This window comes from Streptomyces prunicolor NBRC 13075 (genome assembly GCF_000367365.1).
Classification (GTDB): Bacteria; Actinomycetota; Actinomycetes; order Streptomycetales; family Streptomycetaceae; genus Streptomyces; species Streptomyces prunicolor.
On sequence record NZ_BARF01000110.1, the window covers coordinates 17,070 to 32,582 of the forward strand.

Below are 15,513 nucleotides of genomic sequence, written 5' to 3' on the forward strand. Positions count from 1 at the left end.
TGCCTCGGCATGACGCGAGGGGGAAGGGATGGCGGCCACTCCGCCGAAGCGCACATCACGCGACATCCGTACCGCGAACCGCTACGAAGTACTGCGCCAGATCATCGCCGAATCGCCCACCTCCCGGCAGGAGTTGGCCGCCGCCACCGGGCTCAGCCTGGCCACGGTGGCCACCCTCGTCGGTGAGCTGCTCGACCTCCGCATGATCACCGAGGTCGGTTTCGAGGACTCGGCGGGGGGCCGCCCGCGCGGTCTCGTGGCGGTCAACGCGTCGGGGGGCGCGCTGATCGGCGTCGACATCGCGGAGACGTACGTCCATGTCGAACTCTTCGACCTGGGACTGAACGTGCTGGCCCGCGCCGACGAGGACATGCGCCCCGGCGAGAGCCTGCCCGAGCAGGTGGTCAGCCATGTGGCCGCCGCCGTCGGCTCGGTGGTCGCGCAGGCCGGCATCGAGGGCGCGCGGGTGCTGGGCGTCGGGGTGAGCGTGCCGGGCCAGGTGGACCGCGACACCGGCATCTCGGAGTACGCGCCCAACTGGGACTGGCACGACGTGCCGTTGCTCGACCTGCTCTCCGAAGTGATCGCCTATCCCCTGTACTTGGACAACCCGCTGCGCGCCGGCGCGGTCGCCGAGATGTGGTTCGGGGCGGCGCGCGGACGCGGGGACGCGGTGGTGGTCAACCTCGGAACCGGCGTCGGCGCGGGGCTCGCGCTCGGCGGGGCGCTGTACCGGGGGGTGAGCAACAGCGCCGGGGAGTGGGGCCATACGACCCTCGTCCTGGACGGGCGGCTGTGCCGCTGCGGCAACCACGGCTGTGTGGAGGCGTACGTCGGTGCGCCCGGAATCATGCTGAACCTACGGGAGTTGAGCCCGGACAGCCCGCTGCTGCACCCCGAGGACCAGACGGCCACCATCGACGCCCTGGCCCACGGCGTGGACGAGAACGACCCCGTGGCCCTCAAGGTCGTCCGGGAGACGGCCCGTTACATCGGCGCGGGCATCGCCAACCTGGTGAACATCCTCAACCCCGAAGTCGTCGTGCTCAGCAGTTGGGTCGCCCGCAGGCTCGGTGAGCCCCTGCTGCACGAGGTGCGCGAGGCCGTCCAACGGCACGCGCTCAGGCGGCCGTTCGCCGCCACCCGGATCGTCCTCTCCCCCATTCTCACCGACCCGGCGTGCCTGGGCGCGGCAACGTTCGCGCTGGAAGGAGCACTTCAGTCGGTCGGGCAGCGGGGCGCGTCGGTGTCGAGGGCACGAGCGCGCGGAGGCCCGAAGGGCTGAGCACGGTCGTGCCCTCGACACCGACTTAGGCGCCCTCGCAGAAAAAGGCACAGCCAGGCAAGCGCACCACCCCCGCAAGGAGCCGTACCGCACCACCTTCATGACGACGGAAGGGATGCACGTGACTCACCCCCACCCCAGGACAACGATCCTCGCGACAGCGGCAGCCGCACTCGCTGTCACCGGGGCCCTGCTCTCCGCGCCGCCCGCGAACGCCGACGGCGTCGCACCGGCCGAAGTCTCCCCCCACGCGGCCCAGACCATCGACAACATCGGCGCGTCCGGCGCCTGGTGGGTCAACGACCTGCAGAACTTCACGCCCGCGGTCCAGGCCCGGGTGGCCCAACTCCTGTTCTCCGAGCAAGGGTTGGACCTGTCCTCCTACCGCTACAACATCGGCGGTGGCGGCACCGCGGTCACCACCCCGGCCCGTGCGGCGCAGGACTTCCTCAACGCCGACGGCACCTACGACTGGAGCAAGGACAAGGGCGGTCGAACGTTCCTCAAGTACGCCGCGCAGTACGGCGTGCAGGACCTGATCGGCTTCGTCAACAGCGCGCCCGCGCAGTGGACGACCAACGGGCAGAGCTGCGGCGGCCAGTTGAAGCCGGAGAACGAGAGCGACTACGCGAAGTACATCGCCGACGTCACCGCGCACTTCGCGAAGCAGGGTGCGAAGTTCGACTACATCAGCCCCTTCAACGAGCCGAACAACAATTTCGGCGACTGCGGCCAGGAGGGCATGCAGGTAACCGTCGACCAACGCGACGACATCGTGCGGGCGTTGGGCGCAGAGCAGCGGGCCCGGCAACAGAAGACCTCGATCATCGCCGACGAGTCGAGCAGCACGGTCAGCTTCAGCACGGAGGTCCCGCAGTGGATCTCGCAGCCGGACACCGCGCAGTACGTGTCGAAGCTCGCGCATCACACGTACAACAACCCGAACGACGGCCGGTTGGGCAATGTCTACGAGACGGCGAAGACGGTCGGCAAGACCTCCTGGGCCACCGAGATCTGCTGCTTCGGCAAGGGCGGCACGGGCTGGAACCAGGAGTACGACCCGACGATCGACAACGCCCTGCTCATGTCCCGCATCATCTACAAGGACTTCGCGACCTCGCACGACTCGGCGTTCCAGTGGTGGGTGGCGCTCGCCAGCGGCTACGGCACGGACCCGGCCGCGCGCAACGACGTCGGCTGGAACGACGGGCTGGTCTACTACGACCCCGACTACGCGACGAACGGCAACCAGACCCTGTACTTCACCAAGCGGTACTACGCGCTGGGCCAGTACAGCAAGTTCGTGCGGCCCGGCTCCGTCGCGCACAACGTGACGGGTGCGCCGAGCGGTGTCGAGGTGAGCTCGTACGACCGGGACGGCAAGTGGGTCGTCGTGGTCAACAACCAGAACACGACGGACACTTCGCTGAATCTGCACTTCAACAGCAAGGTTCCGGTGCGGGCGACGCAGGCGGTCCGCACCTCGGCCACGGAGAACTGGGCGAAGGTCGCGAAGCCGGACGTGAGCGGCTCCACGGTGTCCACGACCCTCGCCGCCCGCTCGATCACGACGTACGTCTTCGACCAGAAGGACCGGAAGGACCAGAAGGCCCTCAAGGGCCGGACGGGTCACGGGAGTTCGACAGCCGTCACCGGCGCCCTCCAGGGCAAGCAGTCCGGCAAGTGCCTGACGGCGGACGCCTCGGGAGCCGCGATCGGCACCTGTACCGGCGGGGTCGAGCAGACGTGGTCGTACGACGCGAAGGGCGGCCTGAAAAGTGCCAACGGGTATCTGACGGTGGGGAGTTCGGGGCTCACGACCGCCGCCGACTTCACGGGTGATCCCGGCCAGCGATGGCTGCTGAACGGCAACGGACAGATCCTCAGCGAGGCGTCCGGGAAGTGCCTCGACGTGAGCGGGCAGGCGACCGCGGACGGCAGCAAGGTGATCCTCTACAGCTGCAACGGCGGGGCCAACGAGGCCTGGTCGAAGGTGTGATGACCAGCTGAGCGCATGGTGCGGGCCGCCTCGACGGCGGTCCGCACCTTCGTCACGTCCGGTATCCCGAACGCTACACAACGCTTCGAACAGGCTTCGTCCAACCCCTTGCCGAAGGCTTAGGCGAAGGTTAACGTCCCGCTCCGCACCTCGATTTGAGCCACTGGCCACCACTCAGCCGTGGAGCCGTGGAGCCGCAGCCGCGCGAGAGACAAGGACGTCACCATGTCGGCAATGAGCAACAGCAACTGGTCCCGACGATCGATATTCCGGGCGGCCGCGGGGATGGCCGCGGCCGGCACCCTGGCCGCCTGTGGCGGCAACAACGGGCGGGGCGGGGGCTCCGGTTCGGGCACGAACCTCGTCCAGTTCTTCCACGCCTACGGCGAGGCGGGCACCGAACAGGCCATCAAGCGGTACGCCAAGGCCTACTCGAAGGCCAACGTGTCCACCACCTGGATCACCGGCACCAACTTCGAGGCCAAGCTCTTCTCGTCCCTGCTCACCAAGCAGGCGCCCGACGTCTTCGAGTTCCACCCGCAGTTGCAGTTGGTCAAGAGCGGCCAGGTGGCCGACCTGAGCGACATCATCGATCCGGTGAAGTCCGACTTCAACCCGGCAGACATCAACTCGCACACCGTGGACGGCAAGATCTACGGGGTCCGGATGATCGACGACCCGCAGTTCTTCTACTACCGCAAGTCGATGCTGGAGAAGGCCAAGGTCGAGGTCCCGACCACGCTGGACGAACTGCTGGAAGCCGCCGCCAAGTTGACCACCGACAAGGTCAAGGGCATCGATCTCGGCAACGACTTCACACCGGTCCAGGGCAACCTGATCTGGTCGGCCGGCGCCGACACCCTCGACGCGAACAACCAGATCGCCTACCACACGGACGCGGTCGTCCAGGGCCTCAAGCAGCTCCGCCAGCTGTTCACCAGCGGCCATGTGCTCCTCGACGCGCCGACCGACTGGTGGGACCCGTCCTCGCTCAACCAGGGCCTGTGCGCCATCCAGTGGGGCGGCCTGTGGTCCATGCCGGCCATGCAGAAGGCGCTCGGTGACGACCTCGGCATCTTCCCGTTCCCGAAGGTCGGCGACAACGGCAAGCTGTCGGTCACCAACGGCGGTTGGTCGATGTTCGTCAACGCCAAGGGCAAGAACGTCGAGGCGGCCAAGGCGTACGTGAAGTGGCTGTGGATCGAGCAGAAGAAGTACCAGGAGGACTGGGCGCTCTCGTACGGCTTCCACGTCCCGCCGCGCAGCTCGATCGCCGCGCAGGCCACCAAGCTCAAGTCGGGTCTGCCGGCCGAGGCCGTCAAGCTCTTCACCGACTACGGCCACTTCGACAACATCGCCTGGGACCAGACGATGATCACCGCCCTCAACGACGTGATCGCGTCGAGTGTCCGCAAGGGCGGCGACCCGGAGGCCGCGCTCGACGCCTGCGACAAGAAGGTCGATGTCGAGCTCAAGAAGCTGTTCGGATAGGCCGGCGGACGGAACACGACATGTCGACCACCACCACGCGCGGGGTCGCCCAGCCCGCCCCGGCCAAGGCCTCCCAGGCCCGGCCGCGGCGGGGCCTGCGGTCCAACGCCACCCTGAACTTCTGGCTCTTCACCGGCCCCTTCCTCATCGGCCTGGTGATCTTCGTCTTCGTCCCCATCGGATGGAGCATCTGGCTCAGCTTCTTCGACGCCCGCTACACCGTCACGCCGAGCAACTTCGTCGGCTTCGACAACTACCGGCAGATCCTGACCAACAGCAACTTCCCTGATTCGCTGCTGACGTTCACGATCTTCGCCGCGTTCATCGTGCCGACCACATGGGCACTGTCGCTGGGTCTGGCCCTGCTGGTGAACCAACTCCGGTTCATGCGGGCGTTCTTCCGGTCGGTGTTCTTCCTGCCGACCGCCGTCTCGTACGTCGCCGCCGCGCTGATCTGGAAGATGTCCCTCTTCACCGGTGTCCGCTTCGGCCTGGCGAACACCGTCCTCGGCTGGTTCGGCGTCGACAACATCGCCTATCTGTCCAACCCGAGCCCGCCCTGGTACTGGGTGGTGCTGGTGAGCCTGCGGCTGTGGATCCAGTCCGGTTTCTACATGATCCTGTTCCTCGCGGCGCTGCAGAACATCCCGGCCGAGCTGTACGAGGCCGCCGAGATCGACGGCGCCAAACGGGGCTGGCAGACGTTCTGGTACATCACCCTGCCCCAACTCCGGGCCACCTCCACGGCGGTGATCCTGCTGCTGCTCATCGCCGCCTACCAGGCGTTCGACGAGTTCTACAACCTCATCACCACCAAGGCGACTTGGGCCCAGACCCCGCTCATGGAGCTCTACAAGGCGGCCCTCGGCACGAACCAGGACTACGGCGCGGGCAGCGCGGGCGCGGTCATCCTGTCCCTGCTGATCTGCATCGTCACGCTCGCCCAGGGCAAGATCATGGGCTTCGGAAGAGGGGAGGAGGCCAAGTGACCACCACCGCACCGCAGTTGGACAAGAAGCGGAAGAAGCGCGGCGGCATCCTCGGCAACACCGGCCTGTACCTCGCCGTCGGCATCGCCGCCCTGCTCTTCCTGATCCCCTTCTACCTGATCCTCCGCAACGCCCTCTCCACGGACGCGGAGATCACCGGCGAGAACTGGCGGCTGCTGCCCTCGTTCCAGTGGGGCAACATCTCCGAGCTCTTCGACGACCAGACCGTCCAGTTCGGCCGCGCCCTGTGGAACTCCACGGTCGTCGCCGTCCTGATGACCGTAGGCACCCTCCTGGTCTGCTCGCTGGCCGGCTACGGCCTGGCCCGCATCCCGTACAAGCACTCCAACAAGGTCTTCTACGTCGTCCTGGCGACCCTGATGGTCCCCACAGCCGTCACCTTCGTGCCGAGTTTCGTCCTCGTCTCGTCGCTCGGCTGGGTCGACACCTACCGGGGCCTCATCATCCCAGGCCTCTTCAGTGGTTTCACCTGCTTCCTCTTCCGGCAGTACTTCCTGGGGTTCCCCAAGGAGTTGGAGGAGGCGGCGCGCGTGGACGGGCTCGGCTACTGGGGCGCGTACTGGCGGATCGTCGTGCCCAACTCGCTGAACTTCTTCGCGGCGATCGCCACAATCACCTTCATCAGCGGCTGGAACGCCTTCCTCTGGCCGCTGGTCATCGGCCAGGACCCGAGCTCCTGGACCGTGCAGATCGCCCTGTCGTCGTTCATCACGAACCAGACCGTCAACTTCCATCTCATCTTCATGGCCACCGCAGTTTCCATCCTGCCCCTGGTGTTCGTGTTCCTCTTCCTCCAGCGCTGGCTGGTCCAGGGCATCGCGCAGACCGGCATCAAGGGCTGACACCCGCATCTCACGACCTGGAGACCGATGACTTCCAGCACCGTCGCCGACTACATCGAGGACGTCTCGCCGGGCAGCGGAGCCCTCCCGCCCCGCGCCCGGTACGCGTCCCCGGACACGAAGTCACTGTCGCTGAACGGCAGTTGGCGCCTGCGTGTGTCGGCGACGGCCGACGCCGAGGACGACTCGTTCGCCGAGGAGGACTACGACGCCGGGGACTGGGCCGAGGTCACGGTCCCCGGCCACTGGGTCCTCCAGGGTCACGGCTCCCCGATCTACACCAACCACCTCTACCCCTTCCCGGTCGACCCGCCGCGCGTCCCGACCGAGAACCCGACCGGCGATCACCTCCGCACCTTCGACCTGCCGTCCGAGTGGCCCTCGGACGGCGGGGCGGTGCTGCGCTTCGACGGCGTCGAGTCCTGCGCCCGGGTCTGGCTGAACGGCACGGACCTCGGCGAGTTCAAGGGGTCGAGGCTGCCGCACGAGTTCGCGGTAGGCCATCTCCTGAAGCCCTCCGGCAACGTGCTCGCCGTCCGCGTCCACCAGTGGTCGGCGGGCTCCTACCTGGAGGACCAGGACCAGTGGTGGCTGCCCGGCATCTTCCGTGGCGTCACCCTGCTGCACCGCCCGCCGGGCAGCGCCCTCGACTTCTTCGTGCACGCCTCCTACGACCACACCGGCGGCGAGGGCACTCTGCGCGTCGACTCCGACGTCGACGGCCGGATCACCGTGCCCGCCCTGGACATCGATGTCGCGACGGGTGAATCGGTCACCGTGCCGGTGCGTGCGTGGACGGCCGAACTCCCTTACCTGTACGACGGGTTGCTGACGACGGAGGGCGAACGCGTCCCCCTGCGCATCGGCTTCCGGACCGTCGAACTCTCCGACGGCCTGATCAAGGTCAACGGCAAGGCGATCCTCTTCAAGGGCGTCAACCGCCATGAATGGCACCCGGAGAAGGGCCGCGCCCTCGACCTGGAGACCATGCGGGAGGACGTGCTGCTGATGAAGCGGCACAACATCAACGCCGTCCGCACCTCGCACTACCCACCGCACCCCGACTTCCTGGACCTGTGCGACGAGTACGGCCTCTGGGTCATCGACGAGTGCGACCTGGAGACCCACGGTTTCACCGAACAGGCCTGGCGCGACAACCCTGTTGACGACGACCGCTGGACCCCGGCCCTCCTGGACCGCGCCGCCCGCATGGTCGAACGCGACAAGAACCACCCCTCTGTCGTCATCTGGTCGCTCGGCAACGAGGCCGGTACCGGTCGCGGCCTCACGGCCATGTCCGAGTGGATCCACGCCCGCGACGACTCGCGCCTCGTGCACTACGAGGGCGACATCGACTGCCGTGACACGGACGTCTATTCACGGATGTACGCCGACCACGCCGAGGTCGAGCGCATCGGCCAAGGCCTCGACGGCGGCACCCACAAACGCCGCCAACTCCCCTTCATCCTCTGCGAGTACGCCCACGCCATGGGCAACGGTCCCGGCGGACTCGCCGACTACCAGCGCCTCTTCGAGTCGTACGACCGGCTCCAGGGCGGTTTCGTCTGGGAGTGGATCGACCACGGCATCAAGGACGAGCGCTACGGCTTCGCGTACGGCGGTGACTTCGGCGAGGAGCTGCACGACGGGAACTTCGTCTGCGACGGCCTGCTCTTCCCGGACCGCACCCCCTCCCCCGGCCTGCTCGAGTACAAGAAGGTGATCGAGCCGGTCCGCATCACCGGCGACGGCGCCGACGGCACCGTACGGATCACCAACGCGTACGACTTCGCCGACCTGTCCGCCCTGACCTTCACGTGGTCGTACCAAGTCGACGGCGAGACGGTCGAGTCGGGCACCCTCACGTTGCCGTCGCTCGCCCCCGGCGAGTCCGCCGACGTCAAACTGCCCGAACCGCCCACGGAGTCCGACGGCGCCGAATCCCAGTGGACCGTACGGGCGTCGCTGGCGTCCGACACCGCATGGGGTGCCGCCGGCCATGTCATCGGCTGGGGCCAATTCCCGCTCACGGCACGCCCGTTGCCGTCCGTCTCCGCTCTCGCCGGGCCGGTGCTCGCCGATCGGCGGATCGCCCTCGGCCCGGCCACCTTCGACGCGCGCACAGGTGAGTTGAAGACGATCGGCACGGTCGAGGTCACCGGTCTCCGCCTCGACGTATGGCGGGCGCCCACCGACAACGACGACGGCGCGTCCTGGCAGACCGACGTCCGCTTCGGCCTGCTCTGGCGCAAGTTCGGGCTGCACCGCATGCGGAACCGCCTGGACGGCGTGGAGTTGAGCGAGGACGCGCTGACCGTCCGCACCCGGGTGGCACCCGCCGCCTGGGAGATCGGCCTCGCCACGGTGTACCGCTGGACCTCCGACGGTTCGCGGCTGCGGCTGACGGTGTCCGTGGCACCCGAGGGCAACTGGACGTTCCCGCTGCCGAGGCTCGGTGTCCGCTTCGGCCTCGACGCGAGCGCCGACCGCGTGAAGTGGTTCGGCGGCGGCCCCGGTGAGGGTTACCCGGACACCAAGTCGGCCTCGCTGCTCGGACGTTGGCAGTCCACGGTCGACGACCTCCAGACCCCCTACGTCCGCCCGCAGGAGAACGGCGCCCGCCCGGACGTCCGTTGGGCGGAACTGGGCGGCCTGCGCATAGACGGTGACCCGGAGTTCTGGTTCACCGCCCGCCGCTGGACCACGGAAGAGCTGGACGCGGCCACCCACCGCACCGACCTCGCCCCCGGCGGCACTGTCTGGGTGAACCTCGACCACGCCCAGCACGGCATCGGCTCGCAGTCCTGCGGACCGGGCCCGCTCCCGCAGTACTTCCTGAACGCCCGACCCACCGAGTTCTCCTACGTGTTCTCGGAATCCCCGGAGACCAGTTGACTGGCACAGCGTTGAAATCGTCCGCGGCCGACCGGCTCTTCGCCCGGTCGGCCGCGGTCGCGTCCTGCGTCGGCTTCGTTCTCATCGGCATGCTCCAGTCCCTCTACGGCCCCGCGATCCCGGGCCTGCGCCACGAGTTCGGCCTGTCCCCTTCCTCCGCCGCCCTCGGCCTGAGCCTGCACTTCGCGGGCGGGGTGGCCGGAGTCCTCGCCTTCAACGCGATCCACTCCCGGATCAGCAACAGGTCACTGCTGGCGTGGAGTTACGGCCTGATGGCGGCGGGCGCGGCCGGATTCGCACTCGCGCCGAACTGGCCCCTCGCGCTCACCGCCGCGTTCCTCGGCGGCCTCGGCTTCGGCGGGGTCGACTACGGCCTCAACCAGCTCTTCGCCGTCGGCTTCGGCGACCGTTCCACCGCCATGCTGAACGTACTCAACGCGCACTTCGGCATCGGCGCGGTGCTCGGCCCGGCGGTCATCGCGTGGCTCGGCCCGGACGACTACCCGTACGCGTTCGGGGCGTGCGCCGTGCTGGCGGCGGTGCTGGTGTTCGCGGGCTCAAGTGGCGTACGTACACGTGTATCTGACACCCCACCAGCGACGACGAAAGCCAGATCCCTTGGGCTGTCCCGAGTCCTCGTCGGCTTCCTCGTGCTCTACATCCTCAACGTGGCCGTGGAGGCGGGCGTCGGCGGCTGGGAGCCGACACATCTGGAGACGGTCGGCTACACCGCCACCGTGGCCGCGTCGGCGACCTCGGTCTACTGGCTGATGATGACGGCCGGCCGTTTCCTCGTCGTACCGATCACGACGCGCTACGCCCCCGAGCGCATCCTCGCGGTGTGCGCGGCCGGGATGACGGTGTGTCTGCTGTTGACGCTGATTAAAGGAGTGGCACCGGTGGCGTACGCCGGTGTTGGCTTGTTCATCGCGCCGGTATTCCCGACGGGCCTTTCGTGGCTCAACTCGGCGCTCCCGCAGGCCAGGCGGGCCGGTGCGTGGGTGATCGCGGCCTCGAACGTCGGCGGGGTGGCGGCTCCACCGCTGCTCGGCGTCGGGATCGAGGCCTCCGGGATCCACGCGGTGCCCTGGCTGTTGACCGTGTTGTCGGGCGCGTCGCTGCTGGCGACCGTCCGGCTGATCCGACTGACGAGGAGGTCCGCATCATGAACGCACTGTTCCGGCTCACCCGAAGGTCGATCCAGTGAGCGCGAGCAGCATCGAGGTACGGGGGTTGTCCCGCACCTTCCACACAACTGTCCGCCGCCCGGGCTTCGTCGGCGGTCTGCGCTCCCTCGTCAACCCGAAGCGCGTGCCCAAGTACGCCGTCTCCGACGTCACGTTCGACGTCGCCCCGGGTGAACTCCTCGCCCTGCTCGGCCCGAACGGCGCCGGCAAGTCCACCACCATCAAGATCCTCACCGGTATTCTCCGGCCCACCTCCGGCGAGGCCCGGGTGGCGGGCGTGGTGCCGTACGAGGAGCGGGAGCGCAACGCCCGTAATATCGGGGCGGTGTTCGGGCAGCGCACCCAATTGTGGTGGGACCTGCCGGTGCGTGAGTCGTTCGCGATCCTGCGGGACATCTACGAGGTGCCGAAGGCCCAACACGCGGCGCGGTTGCGGGAGTTCGACGACCTCCTCGAACTGTCCACCTTCTGGGACACCCGGGTACGCCATCTCTCCCTCGGGCAGCGGGTGCGCTGCGATCTGGCCGCCGCCCTGCTGCACGACCCTCCGGTCGTCTTCCTCGACGAGCCGACCATCGGCATGGACGTGGTCGTGAAGGAGCAGGTGCGGGAGTTCCTGCGGCACCAGGTGGAGGAGCGCGGCCGTACGGTCCTGCTGACCACGCACGACATGACCGAGGTCGCCCGGCTCGCCGAGCGGGTCGTCCTCATCAACCACGGCCGGCTGGTACTGGACGGCACCCTCGACGAGATCCGCCGCACGTTCGGCTCGACCTGGCAGATCCGCGCGACCCTCGCCGACGCGCACGCCGAGGTCGTACCGCTGCCCGGCATCGCGCTGGTACGGCGGGACGGCCCGCAGGTGGTGTTCGGCCCGGACGGGACCGAGGGGCCGACCGTCCATCAGGCGCTGAAGCAGGTCATCGAGCGCTACGAGGTGACCGAAGTCGCCATGGACGAGGCCGACTTGGAGGACGTGATGCGGGCCGCCTACGTCCAGGCCGGGCCGCCGGCCGAGGAGGCCTGAGATGGCCGCCCTGTACGCCTGGCGCGCCGCCCGTGTCACCCCGCTCGGCGAACTGCTCGCCCCGCCCCGCATCACCGCCGCCCTGCTCCGCCTCACGGTGCAGGTGGTCCTGGTGGCGTCCCTGTGGCGCGGCCTGTACTCGCAGACCGGCACCACCGCCGGACTCACCCGCGACCAGGCGGTGACGTACGCCGTCATGGCCGTACTCGCCTCCCGGCTGCGGGAGTTGGACCAGCGCTCGGGCCGGGACGCGGTCCTTCAGCACATGCACTTCGGCACGATCATCTACTGGTACCTGCGCCCGCTGCCGCCCCAGCGGTACTACGCGCTGCGGGCGTTCGGCGAGCAGATGTACGGCCTGGCCTGGGCACTGGCCGGCTACGTCGTCTGCCTCGCGACCGGGGTGGTCGAACCGCCCAAGTCACCTGCGGTGGCAGGGGTGTTCGCGCTGAGCATGCTGCTGGGCCAGCTCGTCCTGTACTACGTCATGCTCCTCATCGACCAGTTGTGCTTCTGGACGCTCCGCAACGGGGCCGCGATGCTCATCCTGATCTTCGCGCAGAACCTGTTGTCCGGGGTGTACGCGCCGCTGTGGTTCTTCCCGGACTGGTTCATCACGATGAGCCGCTTCCTGCCGTTCCAGGCGACACTCAGTGTGCCGCTCTCGATCTATGTGGGCCGTGTCCCGCTGTCCGACGCGGGGGCCCAACTCGCCCTGCAGGCGGTGTGGGTGGCGTCCCTGGCCCTGTTCACCCGGTTCCTGTGGCGGCGCGCCGCCCGTCGAGTCGTGGCCCAAGGAGGTTGACGCGAGTGGAAGCCGTCCGGATCGTCTGGCGCATCACGCGTCTCAACTTCCGTGCCCAGCTGGAATATCGCACCGAATTCCTGCTGATGATCGCGATCGGCGCGATCTGGCAGGTGTCGGTGATCGTGTTCGCGACCGTGCTACTCACCCGGTTCTCCGGGATGGGCGGCTGGGACAGCTCGGACGTGCTGCTGATCCCGGCGACGCGGATGATGGCGCACGGCCTGATGGTGCTGTTCCTGGGCCGGATGCACGGCATCGGCCGGTACATCCAGGAGGGCCGTATCGACATCTACTTGGTGCGCCCGATGCCGGTCCACCGCCAGGCCCAGCTGGAGTACTTCCCCACCAACGCGATCGGCGACCTCACGGTGGCGGGCGGGCTGATGGTCGGCGCGCTCAGCCGCAGCCACCTGGACTGGACCGCGGGCCGCGTCGCGTACCTGATCGCCGCGCTGCTGGGCGGCATGCTCCTGGAAGCGGCCCTCTTCACCACCGTGGCCTCCGCCTCCCTGCGCTTCCCGTCCGCGGACTACTGGAGCCGCTGGGTGGAGGACCTCCTCGGCACCTTCGGCAACTACCCGCTCAACGTCCTGCCCCGAGCGGTGGGCGGCTTCCTCACCTACGGCCTTCCGCTCGCGTTCGTCGCCTTCCTCCCGGCCGCCGTACTGACCGGGCACGGCCACGACATCGGGGTGCCGTACTGGCTGGCGGCGAGCTCACCCCTCGTAGGCCTGCTGCTGTATCTCGCGGCGCGGCTGCTGTGGCGGTGGAGTCTGGGCCACTACACGGGGGTGAACGGGTGACCGCGACGGCGGTCCCGTCCGACTTACGGGCCCGTCTCGCGGTCAGCCTGGTCTTCGTCATCCTCGGCTGCACACAGGGCAGTTGGATGGCGCGTATCCCGGCGACCCGCGACCAGGTGGGGCTGGACACTTCGGCACTCCCGGCGCTGGTGCTGGGTCTGGCGGTGTGGGGTCTGTCGGCGACGTTCCTGAACACTCCCGTGAACGCCCTCGCGGTAGCCGTCGAACGCGCCCACGGCAGCCCGCTGATGTCCCGGTTCCACGCCTCCTTCAGCTGCGGGGTGCTGGCGGGCGGGGCGATCGGCACCCTGGCCGCGGCGGGCGGGGTGCCGCCGGGGGTCCAACTGGCGGCGAGCAGCACGGTACTTGGGGTGCTGCTGCTGATCCTGGGCGGGCGCCTGCCGGACGAGGAGGTGGCCGCGGAGCGACACCGCAGGTCGTTGCGGCACCGTTTCACACCGCAGTTGGTGCTGCTGGCCGGCGTCGCGTTCCTGGCGTCCTTCGTCGAGGGCGCGGCCTCGCAGTGGAGTTCGGTGTTCACGGCCGACTATCTGGACGAAGGGGCGGCGCTCGGCGCGGCGACGTACACGTGCTTCACCGTGGCGATCCTCGTCGGGCGGCTGGTGGGCGATCGCTTCGTGGCGAGGTGGGGCCGCCGGGTCTTCGTGCAGGTGTCGCTCCTGACGATCGTGCTGGGGGTGGGAGTTGGGCTCGTGCACCCCGGACTGCCGTACGCGCTGGCCGGCTTCACGGTCGTAGGACTGGGTCTGGCGTGTGTGCTTCCGGCGGTGTTCGCGCCGGCCGGGCGGCAGCCCGAGGTGCCGCCCGGTGAGGCGGTGTCGGTGATCACGATCGGTCAGTGGCCGGGGTTTCTGCTGGCCGGGCCGGTGGTGGGGCTGCTGGCGGGGGCGACGAGCCTGCGGTTGGCGTTGGCGTCGCTGGCCGTGGCGGGGCTGGGGGCGGCCGTACTGACGAGCAGGATCTCGATGGCGTGACCCAGGTCACGTCAGGGCCGTGCAGCAGATCCGTGGGCTTTCTCGTCGAGGAGGGGTGACAGGAAGGGAGGAGCGTGTGGATCTGGCAGCCAAGTGGGCAACGGGCGCGGGGCGCATCGGAGTCGGTTCGCTGGAGGGGGACTTCCATGGATTCGTCGCCGCCCGGTCGGCCGCGCTGTTCCGGGGCGCGCTGGTCCTGACGGGCAGCCGCGACGCGGCGGAGGATCTGGTCCAGGAGACCCTGGAGCGGGCCTGCCGCAAGTGGCGCACGATCAGTGCCAAGGACGCCCCGGACGCGTACGTACGGCGGATCATGGTCAACCTCGCCAACGACCGCTGGCGCCGATTCCGCCGTACGACTCAGCACCCGGTGGACGGCGAGCCGGCCGCGCCGGGCGACGAGTACGGACGGATCGACAGCCGGGACCAGTTGGTCCGTGCGCTTCAGCAACTGCCCATGCGGATGCGGACGGTGGTGGTGCTGCGGTACTTCCACGATCTGTCCGACGCCGAGATAGCGGCCGACCTGAAGATCTCGCCGAGCACCGTCCGTTCCCAACTGGCGCGTGGAATCGGCCGGTTGAGAAGCCAGTTTCCCGCACTCTCCGATCCTTCACCACAGCAGCTCACGGAAGGAACCCGATGAGTTCGCAGGACCCGCGGTCCTCCGGCTGCACACCTTTCGAAGAGGAACTGATCAACGCCATGAACGACTTCGCGCACTCCACCGCCACTCCGGCCTTCGACACGGCCGACATGGTCCACCGCACCCGCCGCAGGCGCGCCACCCTCATCGCCGGTGTCGCCACCGCCCTGATCGTCGCGGGCGGCGGCACGGCGCTGGCCTCCATGACCGGCGGCAGCACGCCGACGACGGCGGAGAAGCCCATGACCACGGCCACCACCAAGGGTTCCGACTACAAGAAGGCCATCCTGCTGGTGGACTTCGGCAAGGGGGGAGGCCCCGTCGCCGTCGACTTCACGGGCACGGACCTGCGCACGACCAAGGGGCAATTCCTCAAGGCCGACATCAAGCTCGGCACGGTGAGCAGCGTGAACAGCCCGGGCTGCAAGCCGGGCTCGGTGGTCGAGGTGACCCCCCACGCCCCGAAGATCGTGAAAGCGGGCGACACCGTGAACGTGAAGCTCTGCGCGGGCCGACCGAGTTGAC

13 protein-coding genes are annotated in these 15,513 nt (G+C 68.6%); all 13 read left to right on the forward strand.

Translation table 11 applies throughout. The annotated features are described in order from the left end of the window. Window positions 1-28 precede the first annotated feature (28 nt). The 13 genes from SPR02S_RS45830 (at window position 29) to SPR02S_RS45895 (ending at window position 15,512) form a co-directional block, all read left to right on the forward strand. Window positions 29-1,285, forward strand: coding sequence for an ROK family transcriptional regulator (locus SPR02S_RS45830; protein ID WP_019063782.1), 1,257 nt, complete (start codon window positions 29-31; stop codon window positions 1,283-1,285). A 115-nt stretch (window positions 1,286-1,400) separates the two neighbouring features. Next, complete coding sequence (locus tag SPR02S_RS45835) at window positions 1,401-3,284, forward strand: glycoside hydrolase (RefSeq protein WP_019063783.1); 1,884 nt, start codon at window positions 1,401-1,403, stop codon at window positions 3,282-3,284. 225 nt (window positions 3,285-3,509) lie between these two features. After that, complete coding sequence (locus tag SPR02S_RS45845) at window positions 3,510-4,775, forward strand: ABC transporter substrate-binding protein (protein WP_026151483.1); 1,266 nt, start codon at window positions 3,510-3,512, stop codon at window positions 4,773-4,775. Between the two features lie 20 nt (window positions 4,776-4,795). Beyond that, window positions 4,796-5,764, forward strand: a complete 969-nt coding sequence (locus SPR02S_RS45850) for a carbohydrate ABC transporter permease (protein WP_019063787.1) — start codon at window positions 4,796-4,798, stop codon at window positions 5,762-5,764. Further along, window positions 5,761-6,627, forward strand: a complete 867-nt coding sequence (locus SPR02S_RS45855; RefSeq protein WP_019063788.1) for a carbohydrate ABC transporter permease — start codon at window positions 5,761-5,763, stop codon at window positions 6,625-6,627. The genes SPR02S_RS45850 and SPR02S_RS45855 overlap by 4 nt, the downstream gene beginning before the upstream one ends. 27 nt (window positions 6,628-6,654) lie before the next feature. Continuing rightward, window positions 6,655-9,522 (forward strand): glycoside hydrolase family 2 TIM barrel-domain containing protein, encoded by a 2,868-nt coding sequence (locus SPR02S_RS45860; protein WP_019063789.1) that lies wholly within the window; start codon window positions 6,655-6,657, stop codon window positions 9,520-9,522. Then, window positions 9,519-10,691, forward strand: a complete 1,173-nt coding sequence (locus SPR02S_RS45865; RefSeq protein ID WP_078623199.1) for an MFS transporter — start codon at window positions 9,519-9,521, stop codon at window positions 10,689-10,691. Before SPR02S_RS45860 ends, SPR02S_RS45865 begins: the two co-directional genes overlap by 4 nt. A gap of 34 nt (window positions 10,692-10,725) precedes the next feature. Beyond that, window positions 10,726-11,736 (forward strand): ABC transporter ATP-binding protein, encoded by a 1,011-nt coding sequence (locus SPR02S_RS45870; RefSeq protein WP_019063791.1) that lies wholly within the window; start codon window positions 10,726-10,728, stop codon window positions 11,734-11,736. A 1-nt stretch (window position 11,737) separates the two neighbouring features. Further along, window positions 11,738-12,541 (forward strand): ABC transporter permease, encoded by an 804-nt coding sequence (locus SPR02S_RS45875; protein ID WP_019063792.1) that lies wholly within the window; start codon window positions 11,738-11,740, stop codon window positions 12,539-12,541. Window positions 12,542-12,546: 5 nt separating this feature from the next. Beyond that, window positions 12,547-13,347, forward strand: a complete 801-nt coding sequence (locus SPR02S_RS45880) for an ABC transporter permease (RefSeq protein ID WP_019063793.1) — start codon at window positions 12,547-12,549, stop codon at window positions 13,345-13,347. Further along, window positions 13,344-14,342: an MFS transporter gene (locus tag SPR02S_RS57860; protein WP_019063794.1), complete on the forward strand. Its 999-nt coding sequence runs from the start codon at window positions 13,344-13,346 to the stop codon at window positions 14,340-14,342. Before SPR02S_RS45880 ends, SPR02S_RS57860 begins: the two co-directional genes overlap by 4 nt. Before the next feature lie 76 nt (window positions 14,343-14,418). After that, complete coding sequence (locus SPR02S_RS45890; RefSeq protein ID WP_019063795.1) at window positions 14,419-14,988, forward strand: SigE family RNA polymerase sigma factor; 570 nt, start codon at window positions 14,419-14,421, stop codon at window positions 14,986-14,988. Further along, window positions 14,985-15,512: a PASTA domain-containing protein gene (locus tag SPR02S_RS45895; RefSeq protein WP_019063796.1), complete on the forward strand. Its 528-nt coding sequence runs from the start codon at window positions 14,985-14,987 to the stop codon at window positions 15,510-15,512. Before SPR02S_RS45890 ends, SPR02S_RS45895 begins: the two co-directional genes overlap by 4 nt. Window position 15,513 lies beyond the last annotated feature (1 nt).